At 70.9% G+C, this 14,748-nt stretch carries 16 protein-coding genes and 1 pseudogene; 11 read left to right on the top strand and 6 right to left on the bottom strand.

The genetic code is table 11. The annotated features are described in order from the left end of the window. Positions 1–19 precede the first annotated feature (19 nt). Genes efeU through ACPPVT_RS17560 form a run of 3 tightly spaced genes read right to left on the bottom strand, consistent with a single transcriptional unit; the run spans position 20 to position 3,260 of the window. Positions 20–868, bottom strand: coding sequence for an iron uptake transporter permease EfeU (gene efeU / locus ACPPVT_RS17570; RefSeq protein WP_426562505.1), 849 nt, complete (start codon positions 866–868; stop codon positions 20–22). 56 nt (positions 869–924) lie between these two features. Further along, complete coding sequence (locus tag ACPPVT_RS17565; RefSeq protein WP_426562503.1) at positions 925–1,572, bottom strand: Maf family protein; 648 nt, start codon at positions 1,570–1,572, stop codon at positions 925–927. Beyond that, the gene (locus tag ACPPVT_RS17560; protein ID WP_426562501.1) at positions 1,569–3,260 is read right to left on the bottom strand and encodes a DUF885 domain-containing protein; all 1,692 of its coding nucleotides are present in this window, start codon (positions 3,258–3,260) and stop codon (positions 1,569–1,571) included. Before ACPPVT_RS17560 ends, ACPPVT_RS17565 begins: the two co-directional genes overlap by 4 nt. A gap of 194 nt (positions 3,261–3,454) precedes the next feature. Here ACPPVT_RS17560 and ACPPVT_RS17555 point away from each other — a divergent pair, with 194 nt between their 5' ends. Further along, complete coding sequence (locus ACPPVT_RS17555) at positions 3,455–4,462, top strand: GNAT family N-acetyltransferase (protein WP_426562500.1); 1,008 nt, start codon at positions 3,455–3,457, stop codon at positions 4,460–4,462. A gap of 50 nt (positions 4,463–4,512) precedes the next feature. After that, positions 4,513–4,869, top strand: coding sequence for a VOC family protein (locus tag ACPPVT_RS17550; protein ID WP_426562498.1), 357 nt, complete (start codon positions 4,513–4,515; stop codon positions 4,867–4,869). Between the two features lie 55 nt (positions 4,870–4,924). On the opposite strand, the gene ACPPVT_RS17545 is transcribed toward ACPPVT_RS17550, so the two are convergent. Beyond that, the gene (locus tag ACPPVT_RS17545) at positions 4,925–5,314 is read right to left on the bottom strand and encodes a carboxymuconolactone decarboxylase family protein (protein WP_426562496.1); all 390 of its coding nucleotides are present in this window, start codon (positions 5,312–5,314) and stop codon (positions 4,925–4,927) included. A 184-nt stretch (positions 5,315–5,498) separates the two neighbouring features. Between ACPPVT_RS17545 and ACPPVT_RS17540 the strand changes: the two genes are divergently transcribed. From ACPPVT_RS17540 to ACPPVT_RS17515, 6 genes and pseudogenes are all read left to right on the top strand, one after another. After that, complete coding sequence (locus ACPPVT_RS17540) at positions 5,499–6,089, top strand: carboxymuconolactone decarboxylase family protein (protein ID WP_426562494.1); 591 nt, start codon at positions 5,499–5,501, stop codon at positions 6,087–6,089. Beyond that, positions 6,086–6,964, top strand: a complete 879-nt coding sequence (locus ACPPVT_RS17535) for an RNA polymerase sigma-70 factor (protein ID WP_426562492.1) — start codon at positions 6,086–6,088, stop codon at positions 6,962–6,964. Before ACPPVT_RS17540 ends, ACPPVT_RS17535 begins: the two co-directional genes overlap by 4 nt. A gap of 48 nt (positions 6,965–7,012) precedes the next feature. Next, complete coding sequence (locus tag ACPPVT_RS17530; RefSeq protein WP_426562490.1) at positions 7,013–7,477, top strand: GNAT family N-acetyltransferase; 465 nt, start codon at positions 7,013–7,015, stop codon at positions 7,475–7,477. A 111-nt stretch (positions 7,478–7,588) separates the two neighbouring features. Further along, positions 7,589–7,885 (top strand): annotated as a pseudogene (locus ACPPVT_RS17525) (GNAT family N-acetyltransferase); the annotation flags it as partial. A 51-nt stretch (positions 7,886–7,936) separates the two neighbouring features. Further along, positions 7,937–8,695 carry a class I SAM-dependent methyltransferase gene (locus ACPPVT_RS17520; protein WP_426562488.1) on the top strand — a complete coding sequence of 253 codons (759 nt, stop codon included), beginning with the start codon at positions 7,937–7,939 and terminating at the stop codon, positions 8,693–8,695. 248 nt (positions 8,696–8,943) lie between these two features. Then, complete coding sequence (locus ACPPVT_RS17515) at positions 8,944–10,356, top strand: FAD-dependent oxidoreductase (RefSeq protein ID WP_426562486.1); 1,413 nt, start codon at positions 8,944–8,946, stop codon at positions 10,354–10,356. Positions 10,357–10,384: 28 nt separating this feature from the next. Here the strand turns inward: ACPPVT_RS17515 and ACPPVT_RS17510 are convergent, their stop codons facing one another. Together ACPPVT_RS17510 and ACPPVT_RS17505 are read right to left on the bottom strand one after the other, a co-directional pair. Continuing rightward, positions 10,385–10,618 (bottom strand): acyl-CoA carboxylase epsilon subunit, encoded by a 234-nt coding sequence (locus ACPPVT_RS17510; RefSeq protein ID WP_426562484.1) that lies wholly within the window; start codon positions 10,616–10,618, stop codon positions 10,385–10,387. After that, complete coding sequence (locus ACPPVT_RS17505; protein ID WP_426567194.1) at positions 10,615–12,222, bottom strand: acyl-CoA carboxylase subunit beta; 1,608 nt, start codon at positions 12,220–12,222, stop codon at positions 10,615–10,617. Before ACPPVT_RS17505 ends, ACPPVT_RS17510 begins: the two co-directional genes overlap by 4 nt. 24 nt (positions 12,223–12,246) lie before the next feature. On the opposite strand from ACPPVT_RS17505, the gene ACPPVT_RS17500 reads away from it, so the two are divergent. The 3 genes from ACPPVT_RS17500 to ACPPVT_RS17490 are packed head-to-tail and all read left to right on the top strand — an operon-like array spanning position 12,247 to position 14,739. Beyond that, on the top strand, positions 12,247–13,098 hold the full coding sequence (locus ACPPVT_RS17500; RefSeq protein WP_426562482.1) for a biotin--[acetyl-CoA-carboxylase] ligase: 852 nt from the start codon (positions 12,247–12,249) through the stop codon (positions 13,096–13,098). A 7-nt stretch (positions 13,099–13,105) separates the two neighbouring features. Then, positions 13,106–13,636 (top strand): PH domain-containing protein, encoded by a 531-nt coding sequence (locus tag ACPPVT_RS17495; RefSeq protein ID WP_426562480.1) that lies wholly within the window; start codon positions 13,106–13,108, stop codon positions 13,634–13,636. A 2-nt stretch (positions 13,637–13,638) separates the two neighbouring features. Continuing rightward, positions 13,639–14,739 (top strand): adenylate/guanylate cyclase domain-containing protein, encoded by a 1,101-nt coding sequence (locus ACPPVT_RS17490; RefSeq protein WP_426562478.1) that lies wholly within the window; start codon positions 13,639–13,641, stop codon positions 14,737–14,739. The last annotated feature ends 9 nt before the right edge of the window (positions 14,740–14,748 follow it).

Below are 14,748 nucleotides of genomic sequence, written 5' to 3'. Positions count from 1 at the left end.
GGGCGTGTGGGAGCTGTGCTCAGGCGGCGCTACGGACCTCGTCCGGGACGGGCTTGGCCGCGGGCTTGCGGCGGGGCTTCCAGAGCACGACGAACAACATGGGGACGACGTAGAGGACCCAGACGGTGACCTCGGCCACCGTCGGCTGGGGCTGGATGCCGAGCACACCGGTGATCAGCGCGGCCTGAGCGGTGCCGGGGGTGACGAGCCAGGTCAGGTCGGCGACCGTTCCCTGACCGACGTCGAGCCAGCCGGCCTCGTGGGCGGTGTGCGCGGCGGTCATCAGCAGCCCGCCGGCCACCACCACGAGCACCGAACCGGTGACGGTGAAGAACTTCTGCAGGTTGATCCGCACGCCGCCGCGGTAGATCCCGTACCCGAGGGCGGACGCGAGCAGGATGCCGAGCACCGCGCCGAACGATGCAGTGACGGCGTTCGTGCTGCTCTGGAAGACGGACAGCAGGAACACGGCCGTCTCGAACCCCTCGCGGAAGACCGCGAGGAAGGCCATCACGACCAGGGCGCGGGCCGAGCCCCGGGCCAGCGCGGACCCGGCCGCACTCTCGAGGTCCTTCTTGAGGTGACGCGCGTTCTTGCGCATCCAGAAGATCATCCAGGTGACCATCGAGACCGCGATCAGGCCGATCACGGTCTCGAGCTGCTCCTGCTGGCGTTGCGGCAGGCTGCGCTCGAGGGCGTTCAGCCCGAAGCCGACGCCGAGGCAGATCACGATCGCGGCGGCGACGCCGATCCACAGCTGGCGGATGGCGTCACGTCGTCCCTGGCCGGCGAGGAAGGCAGCGATGATCCCGACGATCAGGGCCGCCTCAAGCCCCTCGCGTAGCCCGATCACGAAGGTGGGCAGCACGCGTAACTCCTTGAACTTGAAGGTTAGCCTTACCTAACCCTCATCGGAGGCCGGCGTCAAATCTCTGGGCTGCCCCACAGGTCGGTCCAGGTCACGCCGCACTCGGCGAGCAGCTCGCGCAGTACGGGCAGGCTCACCCCGACCACCGTGTGGTGGTCACCCTCGATGCCCCGCACGAACGCACCACCCAAGCCGTCCGTGGTGAACGCCCCGGCCACCGCCAGCGGCTCGCCGGTCGCGACGTACGCCTCGATCTCGACGTCGGTGACGTCGGCGAAGTGCACCGTCGTCGAGGAGATCGCGCCGAGGGTGGCGCCGCTGCCGCCGTCCTCGTGGTCGCGCACGTCAACCAGCCAGTGACCGGTGTGCAGCACCCCGGAGCCGCCGCTCATCCGGCGCCAGCGCTCGGTGGCCGCTGCGGCGTCGGCGGGCTTGCCGTGCACCTCACCGTCCAGCTCGAGGACCGAGTCGCAGCCGAGCACCAGGGCGTCCTGTGCGGTGCTGGCGACCGCCTCGGCCTTGGCGCGAGCCAGAAGCAGCGCCACCTCGTCCGGTGCGAGCTCGCCGTGGACCTGCTCGGCGGCGGCCACGGCCGCGTCCTCGTCGACGTCCGAGACCTGCACGAGCGGGTCCAAACCGGCGGCGCGCAACGTGCGCAGCCGTGCCGGGGAAGCCGACGCGAGCACCAGCGTCGGTCGGCTCACGGCAGCAGGGCCTCGCGCAGGACGTCGAGCCCGACCGAGCCGAGGTCGAGCGCGCGGCGGTGGAACCCGGCGAGGTCGAACGCGTCACCCTCGCGCGCCCGGACCTGGTCGCGCACGTCCAGCCAGAGCCGTTCGCCGACCTTGTACGACGGCGCCTGGCCCGGCCAGCCGAGGTAGCGGTCGACCTCGAAGCGCAGGATGGACTCGGCCATGTTCGCCTTGTGCCGGAAGAACTCCCAGGCCTTGTCGGCGTCCCAGGTGCCGCCGCCGAGCTCGGCCGGAGCCGGCAGACCACAGTGCACGCCGATGTCCAGCACAACGCGGGCCGCGCGCATCCGCTGGCCGTCCAGCATGCCCATCCGGTCGCCCGGGTCGTCCAGGAAGCCGAGGTCGGACATCAGCCGCTCGGCGTACAGCGCCCAGCCCTCGCCGTGGCCGCTGACCCAGCAGCCGAGCCGGCGCCAGCGGTTCAGCAGCGCCGAGCGGTACACCGTATGGGCGACCTGGAGGTGGTGTCCCGGAACGCCTTCGTGGTAGACGGTCGTGGTCTCGCGCCAGGTGCCGAAGGTCGTCACGTCGTCCGGCACCGACCACCACATCCGGCCCGGGCGGCTGAAGTCCTCGCTCGGCCCGGTGTAGTAGATGCCACCCTCGTGGGTCGGCGCGATGCAGCACTCCAGGCGGCGCACCGGATCGGGGATGTCGAAGTGCGTCCCAGCCATAGCGGACACGGCGGCGTCGCTGAGCTTCTGCATCCAGGCCTGCAGGCTGTCGGTGCCCTCGAGCTGACGGGCGGGGTCGTCGTCCAGCGCCTGCATGGCCTCGTCGATGGTCGAGCCGGGCCGGATCTGCTCGGCCACCTCGCGCATCTCGGCCTCGATGCGAGCGAGCTCCGCGCGCCCCCACTCGTAGGTCTCGTCCAGGTCCACCTCGGCGCCCAGGAAGTAGCGCGAGCGCAGGCCGTACTCCTCGCGGCCCACCGCGTCGGCCTGGCGGGCCACCGGCAGCAGCTCCTCGCGCAGGAAGCGGGCCAGCTCGTCGTAGGCGTGAGCGGCCACGGCGGCCGCCTGCCCGAGCTCGGTGGCGACCGCGGCCGGCAGCTCGGCGTCACCGGCGCGGGCGCCTGCGGCGAGCTCGGCGAAGAACCCTTCCGCACTGCCGTGCCGCCCGGCCTGCACGGCGCACTGCTCGACCTGACGGCGGGCCGGGGTGACGCCGCGGGCCATGCCCACCCGCAGCGACTCGACGTAGCCGGCCAGCGCCTCCGGAGTCCTGGTCAGTCTGGTCGCGATGGTCGCCCAGTCGTCGGCCGTGTCCTTGCGCATCAGGTCGTAGACCGAGCGGATCGACTGCAGCGGGCTGGCCAGCACGTTGAGGTCGTGGTCGTCCGCATCGATGGAGTACAGCTCCTCAGCCAGCCCGAGCCGCTCGCGCATGGCCGCGATGGTCACCCGGTCGACGTCGTCCGCCGGCTCGGCGTCCTCGAGCGCCCGCAGCGTGCGCAGGCCGACCTCGCGGCGTTCCTGGCTGCCCTGCGGTGAGTAGTCGGTCAGCTCGGTCTCGTACCCGGGCACGCCCAGGTAGGTGGCGGCGATCGGGTCGAGCGCGGTCTCGGCGTCCAGGTGGGCATCGGCGATGGCGTCGACGGCGGTCCGCCGGCGGGGGGCCTCGGCTGTGGTGTCGGTCACGTCGGCACCCTACCCACGCCCCCGGGGGCGCCGTCGACCGACTTGTGACGCGGTTGACGCGTTGTCGTCGAGCACTTGTGCCACGTTGTCGGGGTCTCCAGGGCGCTTGAGACCCCGACAACGCGTCACGAGTGGGGGATGGCCGGTGGATATTCGTTCGCCCCGGCCGGGCTCGTCGTCCTAGCGTGTTCGTCGTGCAGGTGCGCCAGGTGGACGTCGAGGACGATGAGCTGCTCCGCAGGATCCACGAGGTGTGGGTCGCGAGCCGATCGTTCGAGCGGCCTTGGAACGACCCGCAGTCCTTCGAGTTCTTCGCCCTGGAGTGCCGGTTCGAGGACGCCGGCGAGGAGCACCGCGTCTGGGGCGCGTTCGACGGCGACCTGCTGGTCGGCTACTCGCGGACGTGGATCCCGTTGCACGACAACACCTCCAAGCTCTTCGCCGACGTGGTGGTCGCCCCGGACCACCGCGGTCGCGGGGCTGGGACGGCGCTCCTGGAGCAGGTCGTGGACGTCGCCCGGTCACGCTCGCGCAACGAGGTCGTCGGCGACCTGCTGGCTCCCGCCGACTCGACGACGGAGCACCCGTACCGGCGGTTCGCGCTGAAGCACGGCTTCGCCGAGGCCAGCCAGGACTCGATGCGCCACCTGCCGCTTCCGGTTCCGAGCCAGCGGCTCGACGAGCTGGCGGCGAAGGCCGAGCCGGCCTGGCGAGGGCGCTACGAGCTGGCCACCTACCTCGACGGTGTGCCCGAGCCGCTGCAGCAGTCGCTCTGCGACGCGGCCAACCTGGTGGACGCCGAGGCTCCCACCGGCGACATCGACTTCGAGCCGGAGTCGGTGACGCCCGAGCGGTACCGGCACGAGCTCGAGCTGGAGCGCGACCAGGGCACGCATCGGCTCACCACGGTGGCGCTCGACCCAGCGACCAGCCAGGTGGTGGCGTACACCGACCTCGTCGTCCCTGGCGGCTCGGGGCGCAGCGTGTGGCAGTGGGGGACGCTGGTCCGGGCCGAGCACCGCGGACACCGGCTGGGGATGGCCGTGAAGGTCGAGAACCTGCGCCGGCTGCAGGTCGAGCACCCGTCCCGCGAGTTCGTCGTCACCGGTAACGCCGACGCGAACCAATGGATGGTCGGGATCAACGAGAGCCTGGGCTTCCGAGTGCGCGAGATCTGCCCGATGTACCAGCGTCGGATCTGACCGCGGATTCAGGGCGCAGGTCGTCCGCAATGCTCGCTACGGTGCCGGGCATGGCTATCGCGCGCTATCCCAGCATCGTCATCGACTGTCCCGACCCGAGTGCCCTCGCGACCTTCTACGCCACGATGCTGGACTGGAAGATCGAGCCACGCCCCGACTGGGTCGACATCCGGGCCGACTACGGCCAGTGCATCTCGTTCCAGCAGGTCGAGAACTACTCGGCTCCGGACTGGCCGGGTCAGGACGTTCCGCAGCAGATGCACCTGGACGTCGTCGTGGACGACCTCGACACGGCCGAGGCGGCTGTCCTGGAGCTCGGCGCGACCCGGCACGAGCACCAGCCCGGGACGACGTTCCGGGTGCTTCTCGACCCGGCTGGCCACCCGTTCTGCCTCTGCCTGAGCTGACGGGCCCGGGCCCGGCGGGATGGCGACTGCGCTGTGGCTGAACGCCCGGAAAACTCTAGTCCGGGAGCGCTCCGATGTCGGCGAGGGCTCGATGGACCGCGGTGAAGGACTGCCGTCCGGCGGGGGTTCCGCAGTACGACATCACGTGGATCAGGATCTCCTTGATCTCATCCACGCTGACGCCGTTCCTGACGGCGCCCTGGGCGTAGATGCCAAGCTCCTGATGGCGGCCGAGGCCGGCCAGGATTCCGAGGGTCAAGATCAGTCGCGTGCGTCGGTCCAGGCCCGGGCGACTCCATGAGTATCCCCAGGCGAGCGAGGTCACCGTGTCCTGGAAAGCCATCATGAAGTCGTCCGACTCGGCCAGGCCGCTATCGACGTAGTCGGCTCCGAGAACGTCACGTCGCACGTCGAGGCCGACGGCTAGCAGATCGTCTTTGTTCATCGAGCGAGTATCTCCCACCTGGGCTCCCACCAGCCAGGGCAGCTCGACGGTGCCCCCTCATGCCCGTGCAGCCCACCGCCGGATCAGCCTTTCTCCCGATCCCTGTCACATCCGCGGCCCGGCCGGTGTCTTCATGGCGTGACGACGTACCAACGTCGGCACAGCCACCGACACAGGAGGAGACATGGAGCACACGACCCGCATCCCCCCGGCCGAGATCACCGGCGTCAAGGGGGCGCTGATCACGTTGATGATCGAGAGGAAGCTGGGCAAGGTGCCGACGGCGGTGGGCGTGTACTGGCACAACCCCAAGGTGCTGTTCGCCACCTTCGGCCTCGGCGGCAAGCTGCAAAAGTGGGACGCCTGCGACGAGGGCCTGAAGTCGTTCGCCCACATAGCGGTCGCGTCGCTGGTCGGCTGCACGTGGTGCCTGGACTTCAACTACTTCGAGGCCCACAACAAGGGCCTCGACGTGGAGAAGGCGCGTGAGATCCCGCGGTGGCGGGAGGCGGACGTCTTCACCTCGCTGGAGCGCGACGTCCTGGAGTACGCCGAGGCGATGAGCGCGACACCGCCGACGGTCACAGACGAGCTGGTCGACCGGCTGCACGCCGAGCTGGGACCTGCCGCCGTGGTCGAGCTCACCTCGGTCATCGCATTCGCGAACATGAGCACGCGTGGCAATGTGGCGCTCGGTATCGAGTCCGACGGTTTCGCCGCCGCCTGCGGCTTGAAGCCGCTCGCTGAGCGACCGCGGGTAGCGTCCGAGTCATGAGCGAGGACCCCTTCATCGTCCATCGCAGCCTGCTGTTCACCGTCGCCTACGAGATGCTCGGCTCGGCCGCCGACGCCGAGGACGTGGTGCAGGAGGCCTGGCTGCGCTGGGCAGCCTTGGTCGACACCGAACGCCGCGAGGTCCGGGACCCCCGGGCGTACCTCGTACGGATCGTGACCCGGCTCTGCCTCAACCGACTGCGCACCGTCGCGCGGCAGCGGGAGGAGTACGTCGGCGAGTGGCTGCCCGAGCCCGTGTTGACCAGCCCGGACGTCGCCGAGGACGTCGAGCTCGCGGAGAGCGTGTCGATCGCCATGCTGGCGGTACTCGAAACTCTGCTACCGACGGAGCGCGCGGTGTTCGTGCTCCGCGAGGTCTTCGACGTCCCCTACGACGAGATAGCCGAGGCGCTGGACAAGTCGCCAGGGGCGGTGCGCCAGATCGCGACGCGGGCCCGCAAGCACGTGGCGGCGCGCCGGCCGCGGATGTCGGTGAGCCGCCGTGAGCAGCAGCAGGTGGTCGAGCGGTTCCTCGCCGCACTGACCACCGGCGACGTGCCCGGACTGCTCGAGGTGATGGCTCCCGACGTGCTCGTCGTGGGCGACGGCGGCGGCCTGGCCCCGACGATCCCGAAGCCGGTCCGCGGGGCCGCAAAGCTCGCTCCGGTGATGGCGAGCTTCGCCCAGGTCGCGCCCGGCGCCAGTGTTTTCCTCGTCGACCTCAACGGCGGCATCGCGGCGCGCATCGACCCCGGCGGCGAGAACGACACGGCGGTGTCGTTCGTCATCGAGGACGGCCGGATCACCCAGATCTACGCGATCCGCAACCCGCACAAGCTCGAGCGGCTGGACGAGGTGGCCGAGCTTCGGCGGTGAGTCTGGGCCCTGACGTGAACCCATCGCCCCTACGAAACACTGGCCGGCATGGAGATTCGCATTGCCGGCCAACAGGACCTGACGGACCTTGCTCGTCTGCTCTGGTTGCATGCGGCACCTGACGAGCAGGGCAAGCAGTCCGTCGAGTCATTCGCGGTTGACCTTGCCGCCTGGTGGACCGGCCACGAGGACTCGCATACCGCCTTTGTCGCTCGAGTTGCCGAGGCCGACTGCGAGGCCGAGGCCGTCGGCATGGCGTGGCTGGCCCTCGTTCCACGGGTGCCCAGGCCGGGCACGACGAATCGCCGCTCGGCGGACATTCAAAGCGTCTTCGTTGTGTCGGAACAGCGCGGGAAGCGCATCGGCTCGGCGCTCGTACAGGCCGCATCGGAGCACGCTTCGCGGCTTGGGGCGCGGCGGGTGACGGTCAACTCCAGCCGCAGGGCCGTGCCCATCTACGAGAGGCTCGGTTTCGCGTCCTCCCGTCAACTTCTGGAGAAGCAAGCCGAGTAGGCGGTCTGGAGGTCCGCACCATCGCGACCGCGGCTGGAGCGACAGCGTGACCAGGTGGCCCCTCGATGGCAGTGAGGTTGGAGAATGCCGTCGTGACCCGGGATCGCGGCCCGCCATTCCCTGAACTTCGGTGCGTTCACCCGTGACGGAAGCCAAGTCGCCTACGCACGCGTTGTCACCGACCACGCGACGTTCGGCTGGCTGTGTGATGTGTACGTGGACCGCGACCACCGCGGGCGCGGGTTGGGCGGGCGCCTGTCGGAGGCGGTCGTCGCCAGGCTGGAGCCGATGCGTCTCAAGCGAGTTCTCCTCGCGACGCGCGACGCCCACGAGCTCTATGTCCGCGCCGGATTTGTGCCCCTGCCCGACCCTGAGATGCTCATGATCCTCGGCAAGCCAGCCAGCTAGCCCTGGCTGGCCAATCCGTTCAGACGGTCCTGGCAGTGCAAGCATGGCTGCGTGACGGGACGCGCACTGAGTTTCGGGTCAGTGGCATCCGCCTACGAACGCTTCCGGCCCGGCTACCCCGACGAACTCGTCGACGAGGTACTGGCCTACGCGAGTGGGCCGATCCGCGCCGCACTGGAGATCGGCGCGGGCACGGGCAAGGCCACTCGCGTCTTCGCCAGCCGCGGAATCGTTGTGACAGCTACGGATCCAGACCCTTCGATGCTTGGTGAGCTGCGCAAGCACGTGCCTGCAACTGTGTCGGTCGCGCTGGCCGCGTTCGAGGATCTTCCGCTGACCAGGTCCTACGACCTCCTCTTCGCCGCGGCCTCACTGCACTGGACCGCACCGGAACACCGGTGGACTCGAGCCGCTGCGCTGCTCAACCCCGACGGCGTGTTCGCGTCCTTCGGAGGGCAGTTGCACTTGGCCGACGAGGCCGTCGAGCAGGCTGTGCACGCCGCCAGATCGCCGTTTCTCGCGGACGACGGATTCCCATCGCCCGACGGGACCCCGCCGGACAGTCCGATGCAGTGGCCCGGGACCGAGCTCGCCGAGTCCGACCTGTTCACGGACGTGCGTCAGTCCACGATCAGACGTCGCCCCACGATGTCCGGCCGCGAGTACCTCGGTCACCTGTCGACGATCTCGGCCTATCTCGACCTGCCGATGCCGGCGCGGGAGCAGGTGTTCGATCGGATCCTGCGCGTGCTACCCGAGCGCGTGTCGGTGGTCGCCGACATCACCCTGCACCTTGCTCGACGAAGCTGAGCACGAATCCAGGGTCGGCGACGTCAGCGACGGTCCTTGCGGCGTCGAATGGTCATCACGCCCGCGACGACGAGAAGGATCGGAAGGACGAGTCCCCACAGCAGCCAACCGTGCATGGCACCTCCAGTAGGTCCGTGCTCACGATCATAGGTGCGGCTGGAGCCAATGGGTCACCCGTTGAGGGTGAGCCGGATCCGCCCGATCTGAAGCGGACCCGCAGCTGATCATCGACTGCTAGCCTCCGCCCTGTGCCCCCTGGGTCCGTCGCTGTTCTCGGTGCTGGCGTCGCGGGGCTCGCCGCGGCGCTGCTGCTCGCGCGGGACGGCCATCGCGTCACCCTGGTCGAGCGGGACGAGCTCACCGCCGATGCTCCTACCGACGCGAGCGACTGGCCGCGCAAGGGTGTGCCGCACTTCCATCAGCCGCACGCGTTCATCCCGCGCGGTCGGCTCGAGCTCATGCAGCACCTGCCCGACGTCTACGCCACGCTCATCGCGGCCGGCGCGCACGACGTTGACGGCCGGGCGAAGCTGCCGGGGGAGGTCAGGCCGCAGGACGCCGAACTGCAGTACCTGGCCGTCCGCCGACCACTGCTGGAGTGGGCGCTGCGCCGCGCCGTCCTGACGCAGGACCGGATCGACGTCCGGTCCGGCGTCCGCGCCACCGGCCTGAGGACAGCGGCCGGCCGGGTCGCCGCCGTGCATCTGGACGGCTCCGAGCTGGCGGCCGACGTCGTCGTCGACGCCCTCGGTCGTCGGACGCCGACCGCGTCGTGGGGTGCCCGGCCTGGCTCGGAGGCGTCGGCCGACGGCGTCGAGTCCAGCGACTGCGGAGTCGTCTACTACAGCCGCTACTACCGGGTCCGTCCAGGCTGTGAACTGCCCGACGGACCCTGGGTGCTCGGTCCTCGCGGCGACCTGGGCTACCTCGCCTTCGCCACGTTCCCCGGCGACAACCAGACCTTCGCGGTGACGCTCGCGGTGCCGACCGGTGCCCCCGAGTGGCGGGTGCTGAACGACCCGGCCGCCTATGAGACGGCGGTGGGCGCCATCGGCTCGCTTCGGCTGTGGGTGGATCCCGAGGCCGTAGACCCGATCACCCCGGTCCTGCCGTTGGCCGGCCTGCGCAACACGATCCGGCGCTACGAACCCACGGCCACCATCGGGCTCGTCCCCGTCGGCGACGCCTACTGCCACACGGACCCCGTGCTCGCCCTCGGCCTGTCCTTCTCGCTCCTGCACGCGGTGGCGCTCGCCCAGGCGCTGCGCGACCACGACGACCTGGCTGACGCGGGCAGTGCCTACGCCGCCGCCACCGAACCGGCGACCCGCGAGCGCTACGACCTGGCCACCGCGGTCGACGACCAGCGGTACCGGCTGTGGACGGGTGAGCCGGTCGCGTTCACCCGGCACGACGGCGCGTACGAGCTGTTCAGTGTCGTCGCAGCGGGTGCGGTCGCCATGCTCGACCCCGAGGTGTTCCGGGTCTTCCAGCGGCGCACGGGCCTGCTGGACAGCACGTCCGTGCTGGATGGCGACCTCGACCTGCAGCTGCGGATCGAGCAGCAGTTCCAGCAACTGCTGGCGACCCCTCGGCCGGCCGCCGGGCCAACCAGGGCCGACCTGCTGGCCGCGACCGCGCTCGCCGCGGCGCAGGTCTGACCGCCTCAGCGCGGAGCTGACCGCCGACTCAACGCGGCAGCCCGCTGGCCCGCCAGGCACCGGCGCCGGGCAGCGGCGACGTCCGCGCTCGTCCGCCGCTGGCCCACAACGAACGCGCCGGCGGCGGGTCGCCGCCGTCCGAATCGCCCGAGGCGGCCAGGACCACGACCAGCGCCGCGAGCTCCTCGGAGGTCGGCTCGCCGCGCGCGACCCGGACGGCGTCGGCGGCGGGGCCGGGCCCCTGGGCCGGGGACTCGCTCACAGCGGGATGTTCCCGTGCTTCTTGGGCGGCAGCGTCTCCCGCTTGGTGCGCAGCACGCGCAGTGCCTTGATCACGTACGAGCGGGTGTAGGACGGCGGGATGACCGAGTCGACGTAGCCGCGCTCGGCCGCGATGTACGGGTTGGCCAGCGTGTCCTCGTACTCGGTGATCAGCCGCTGGCGCTCGGCGTCCACGTCCTCGCCGCGGTCGGCCACCGCCTTGAGCTCGCTGCGGTAGACGATGTTCGCCGCGCCCTGCGCGCCCATCACGGCGATCTGCGCGGTCGGCCAGGCCAGGTTGATGTCGGCGCCCAAGTGCTTGGAACCCATGACGTCGTACGCGCCGCCGTACGCCTTGCGGGTGATCACCGTGATCTTCGGGACCGTCGCCTCGGCGTAGGCGTAGATCAGCTTCGCGCCGCGCCGGATGATGCCGTTCCACTCCTGGTCCGTGCCCGGCAGGAACCCGGGGACGTCGACGAACGTCAGCACCGGGACGTTGAAGGCGTCGCAGGTGCGCACGAAGCGCGCGGCCTTCTCCGAGGCGTCGATGTCCAGCGTGCCGGCGAACTGCATCGGCTGGTTCGCCACGATGCCCACCGAACGACCCTCGACCCGGCCGAAGCCGACCAGGATGTTCGGCGCGAACAGCGCGTGCACCTCGCAGAACTCGCCGTCGTCCAGCACGTGCTCGATCACCGTGTGCATGTCGTACGGCTGGTTGGCCGAGTCCGGGATGAAGGTGTCGAGGAACGCGTCGCCCTCTTCGACCTCGGACTCGACGTCGGTGTCGAACACCGGAGCCTCGTCCAAGTTGTTGCTCGGCAGGTACGACAGCAGCTGCTTGACGTACTCGATCGCGTCGTCCTCGTCGGCGCCCATGTAGTGCGCGTTGCCGCTTCGGGTGTTGTGCGTGCGCGCGCCGCCGAGCTCCTCCATCGACACGTCCTCGCCGGTGACGGTCTTGATCACGTCCGGGCCGGTGATGAACATCTGCGAGGTCTGGTCGACCATCACCACGAAGTCGGTCAGCGCAGGGGAGTACACGTGCCCGCCGGCAGCGGCGCCCATGATCAGGGAGATCTGCGGGATCACCCCGCTGGCGTGCACGTTGCGCTGGAAGATCTCGCCGTACAGGCCGAGCGAGACCACGCCCTCCTGGATGCGCGCGCCGCCGCCCTCGTTGATGCCGACGACCGGGCAGCCCAGCTTCATGGCCAGGTCCAGCACCTTGACGATCTTCTCGCCGTAGACCTCGCCGAGGCTGCCGCCGAACACCGTGACGTCCTGGCTGAACACCGCCACCGGCCGGCCGTCCACGGTGCCGTAACCGGTGATCACACCATCGCCGTAGGGCCGCCGCTTCTGCTGCCCGAAGTTGGTTGAGCGGTGCCGAGCGAGCTCGTCCATCTCGACGAAGCTGCCCTCGTCGAGCAGCGTCTCGACCCGCTCACGAGCGGTCTTCTTGCCCTTGGCGTGCTGCTTCTCGACCATGCGGGCCGAACCCGCGTGCACAGCCTCGTCGTTGCGTCGGTGCAGGTCGGCGAGCTTGCCGGCCGTCGTATGGATGTCGATGATCTCTTCGTCGTCGGGCACGGCCCGCAGCCTAGTGCCCGTAGGCTCACCAGCGTGGACGGGACTGCCTGGGGTGACCTGTCACGACCCCCGCTGCGCGCCGGACCGCTGCGCCGCGCGCTCACCGGCGGCGGGCCGTGGACGAGCCTGGACGTCGTCCCGGCGACCGGCTCGACCAACGCCGACCTGGCGGCCGCCGTCCGGGCGGGCACCGCCGACCACGGCGCGGTGCTGACCACGGACGACCAGCAGGCCGGGCGAGGACGTCGGGACCGGACCTGGACGGCGCCGCCGCGCTCCGCGATCGCCGTGTCCTTCTTCGTCCGTCCGCACGACGTGCCACGGGCGATGTGGTCCTGGCTGCCACTGACCGTCGGGCTGGGGGTTAGCGACGCGCTGGTCCGGGTCGGCGGGCTGGACGCCCGGCTGAAGTGGCCGAACGACGTCCTGGTCCAGGAGGAGAAGATCTGCGGCGTGCTCGCCGAGGTGGTGGAGCACCCGGCCGGGGCCGGGGTCGTCGTCGGCGTCGGGCTGAACGTCAGTCAGCGCCGTGACGAGCTGCCGGTGCCCACCGCGACGTCGCTGGCCGTGGCCGGTGCGGCCACCACCGACCGGGACACCGTGCTGCGGGCAGTGCTGCGCGCGGTCGGCGACCGGTACCAGGCCTGGGCTGCCGCGGGCGGCCAGCCGCGGGCCAGCGGCGTCGCCGCGGCCTACCGCGAGCGCTGCCGGACGATCGGTCAGGTGGTACGGGTCGAGCTGCCCGGCGGCGAGTCCCTGCAGGGCGAGGCCGAGGGGGTGGACGACGAGGGGCGGCTGCTGGTCAGGGACGGGCAGCGGGTGCACGCGCTGGCGGCCGGCGACGTCGTCCACGTACGTCCCGCGCCGCCCCCCGACACGGCATGATGCACGCATGGCGTACTCCCGGCGCATCCTCTCCGACGACGAGCACATCGAGCTCGACCTGCACCCGCACTGGAAGGTGCTCGTGCTGCCCGTCCTCGTGCTGCTGCTCGTCGTGCCGGTCGCGTCCTACCTCGCGGCCCGGGTGCCCGAGGGCTCGGCGCAGGCCCCGGTCCGGATCGGCATCGTCGTGGTCGGCGCGGTGCTCATCATCCTGGGCACGCTGCGCCAGCTGGTGCGTTGGCTCACCACGCACTACATCGTGACGGACCGCCGGCTGATCACCCGGCACGGGCTGGTCGCCCGCAACGGCCGAGACATGCCGCTGACCCGGATCAACGACATCTCGTTCTCGCACACGGTGGTGGAACGGGTACTCGGTTGCGGGACGCTGGTCGTGGAGTCGGCCGGCGAGCGCGGCCAGCTGCTGCTGCGCGACGTCCCCGGGGTCGAGATGGTGCAGCGCCGGCTCTACGAGCTGGCGGACGACGCGCTCGAGGCTCGCGAGGACGGTGGACGGCACGACCTCCACGAGGCCTGACCATGGCTGACGGGACCCCAGCCGAGCGACCTCTGCCGGACGACGAGGTCCTGCTCGGCGCACCCAGGACACTGCGCCGGCGCGAGGTCAGTAGTGCCGCCGGGGTGTCCTTGCTGTCGGCCCGCAAGTTCTGGCGGGCACTCGGCTTCCCGATCGTGGACGACGAGGACCAGGCCTTCACCGAGCAGGACGTCGCCGCGCTGCGCACCGTGACCGGGCTGGTCCGGGACGGCCTGATGGACGAGCCCACCGCCCTCGGCATGACCAGGGCGGTCGGCCGCTCGGTGGACCGGCTGGCCACCTGGCAGGTCCAGCTGCTGGCCGAGTACGTGCAGAGCCTGGACGAGCTGTCCGCGCCCGCGGCCACCCCGGACCGCGCCGCGGCTCGGCGCACCGCACAGCTGTTCACCGAGATCGCCGACCAGCTCGAACCGCTGGTCGCCTACGCCTGGCGTCGCCAGGCCGCGTCGGCGCTGGCCAGGATCCTGGCGGACAGCGAGTCCGAGGTGGACCTGGCGGCCGACCCGGCCCTGCCCGGCGGCCCGCACGTCGACGGAGTCGCCGGCGCCGTGCACGACGTCCGGGACGGGCAGGACCACGACCACGACGTGGCCGCCACGGTGCGCTCGGTGGGCTTCGCCGACCTGGTGTCCTTCACCCGGGTGGTGCGCCGGCTGACCGAGCGCGAGCTGGCCGCCATGGTGCAGCGGTTCGAGGCGGTCGCGTCCGACGTGGTCACCGCGCACGGCGGCCGGGTGGTCAAGACCGTCGGCGACGAGGTGCTGTTCGTCGCCCGACCCGGCGCGCGGGCCGCCCACATCGCGCTCGGCGTCGCCGACGAGATCGGCCTCGACGACCTGCTGCCGGACGTGCGGGTCGGGCTGGCCACCGGCCCGGTCGTCGGCCGGCTCGGCGACGTGTTCGGGACCACCGTGAACCGGGCCAGCAGGCTGACGGCGCTGGCCCGGCCAGGCACGGTGCTGGTGGACGTCGCCACCGTGCACTCGCTGGCCGACGTGGCCGACGTCGACGTGCGGCAGCTGCGCGGTCGCTCGCTGCGCGGCATCGGGCACGTCGTCCCGTGGGTGCTGCGTCGGCGATAGCGTGCAACC

Origin of the sequence: Angustibacter sp. McL0619, from assembly GCF_049994355.1 — a bacterium.
In the GTDB taxonomy this organism is placed as follows: Bacteria; Actinomycetota; Actinomycetes; order Actinomycetales; family Angustibacteraceae; genus Angustibacter.
This window is presented reverse-complemented; position numbering and strand designations above follow the sequence as displayed.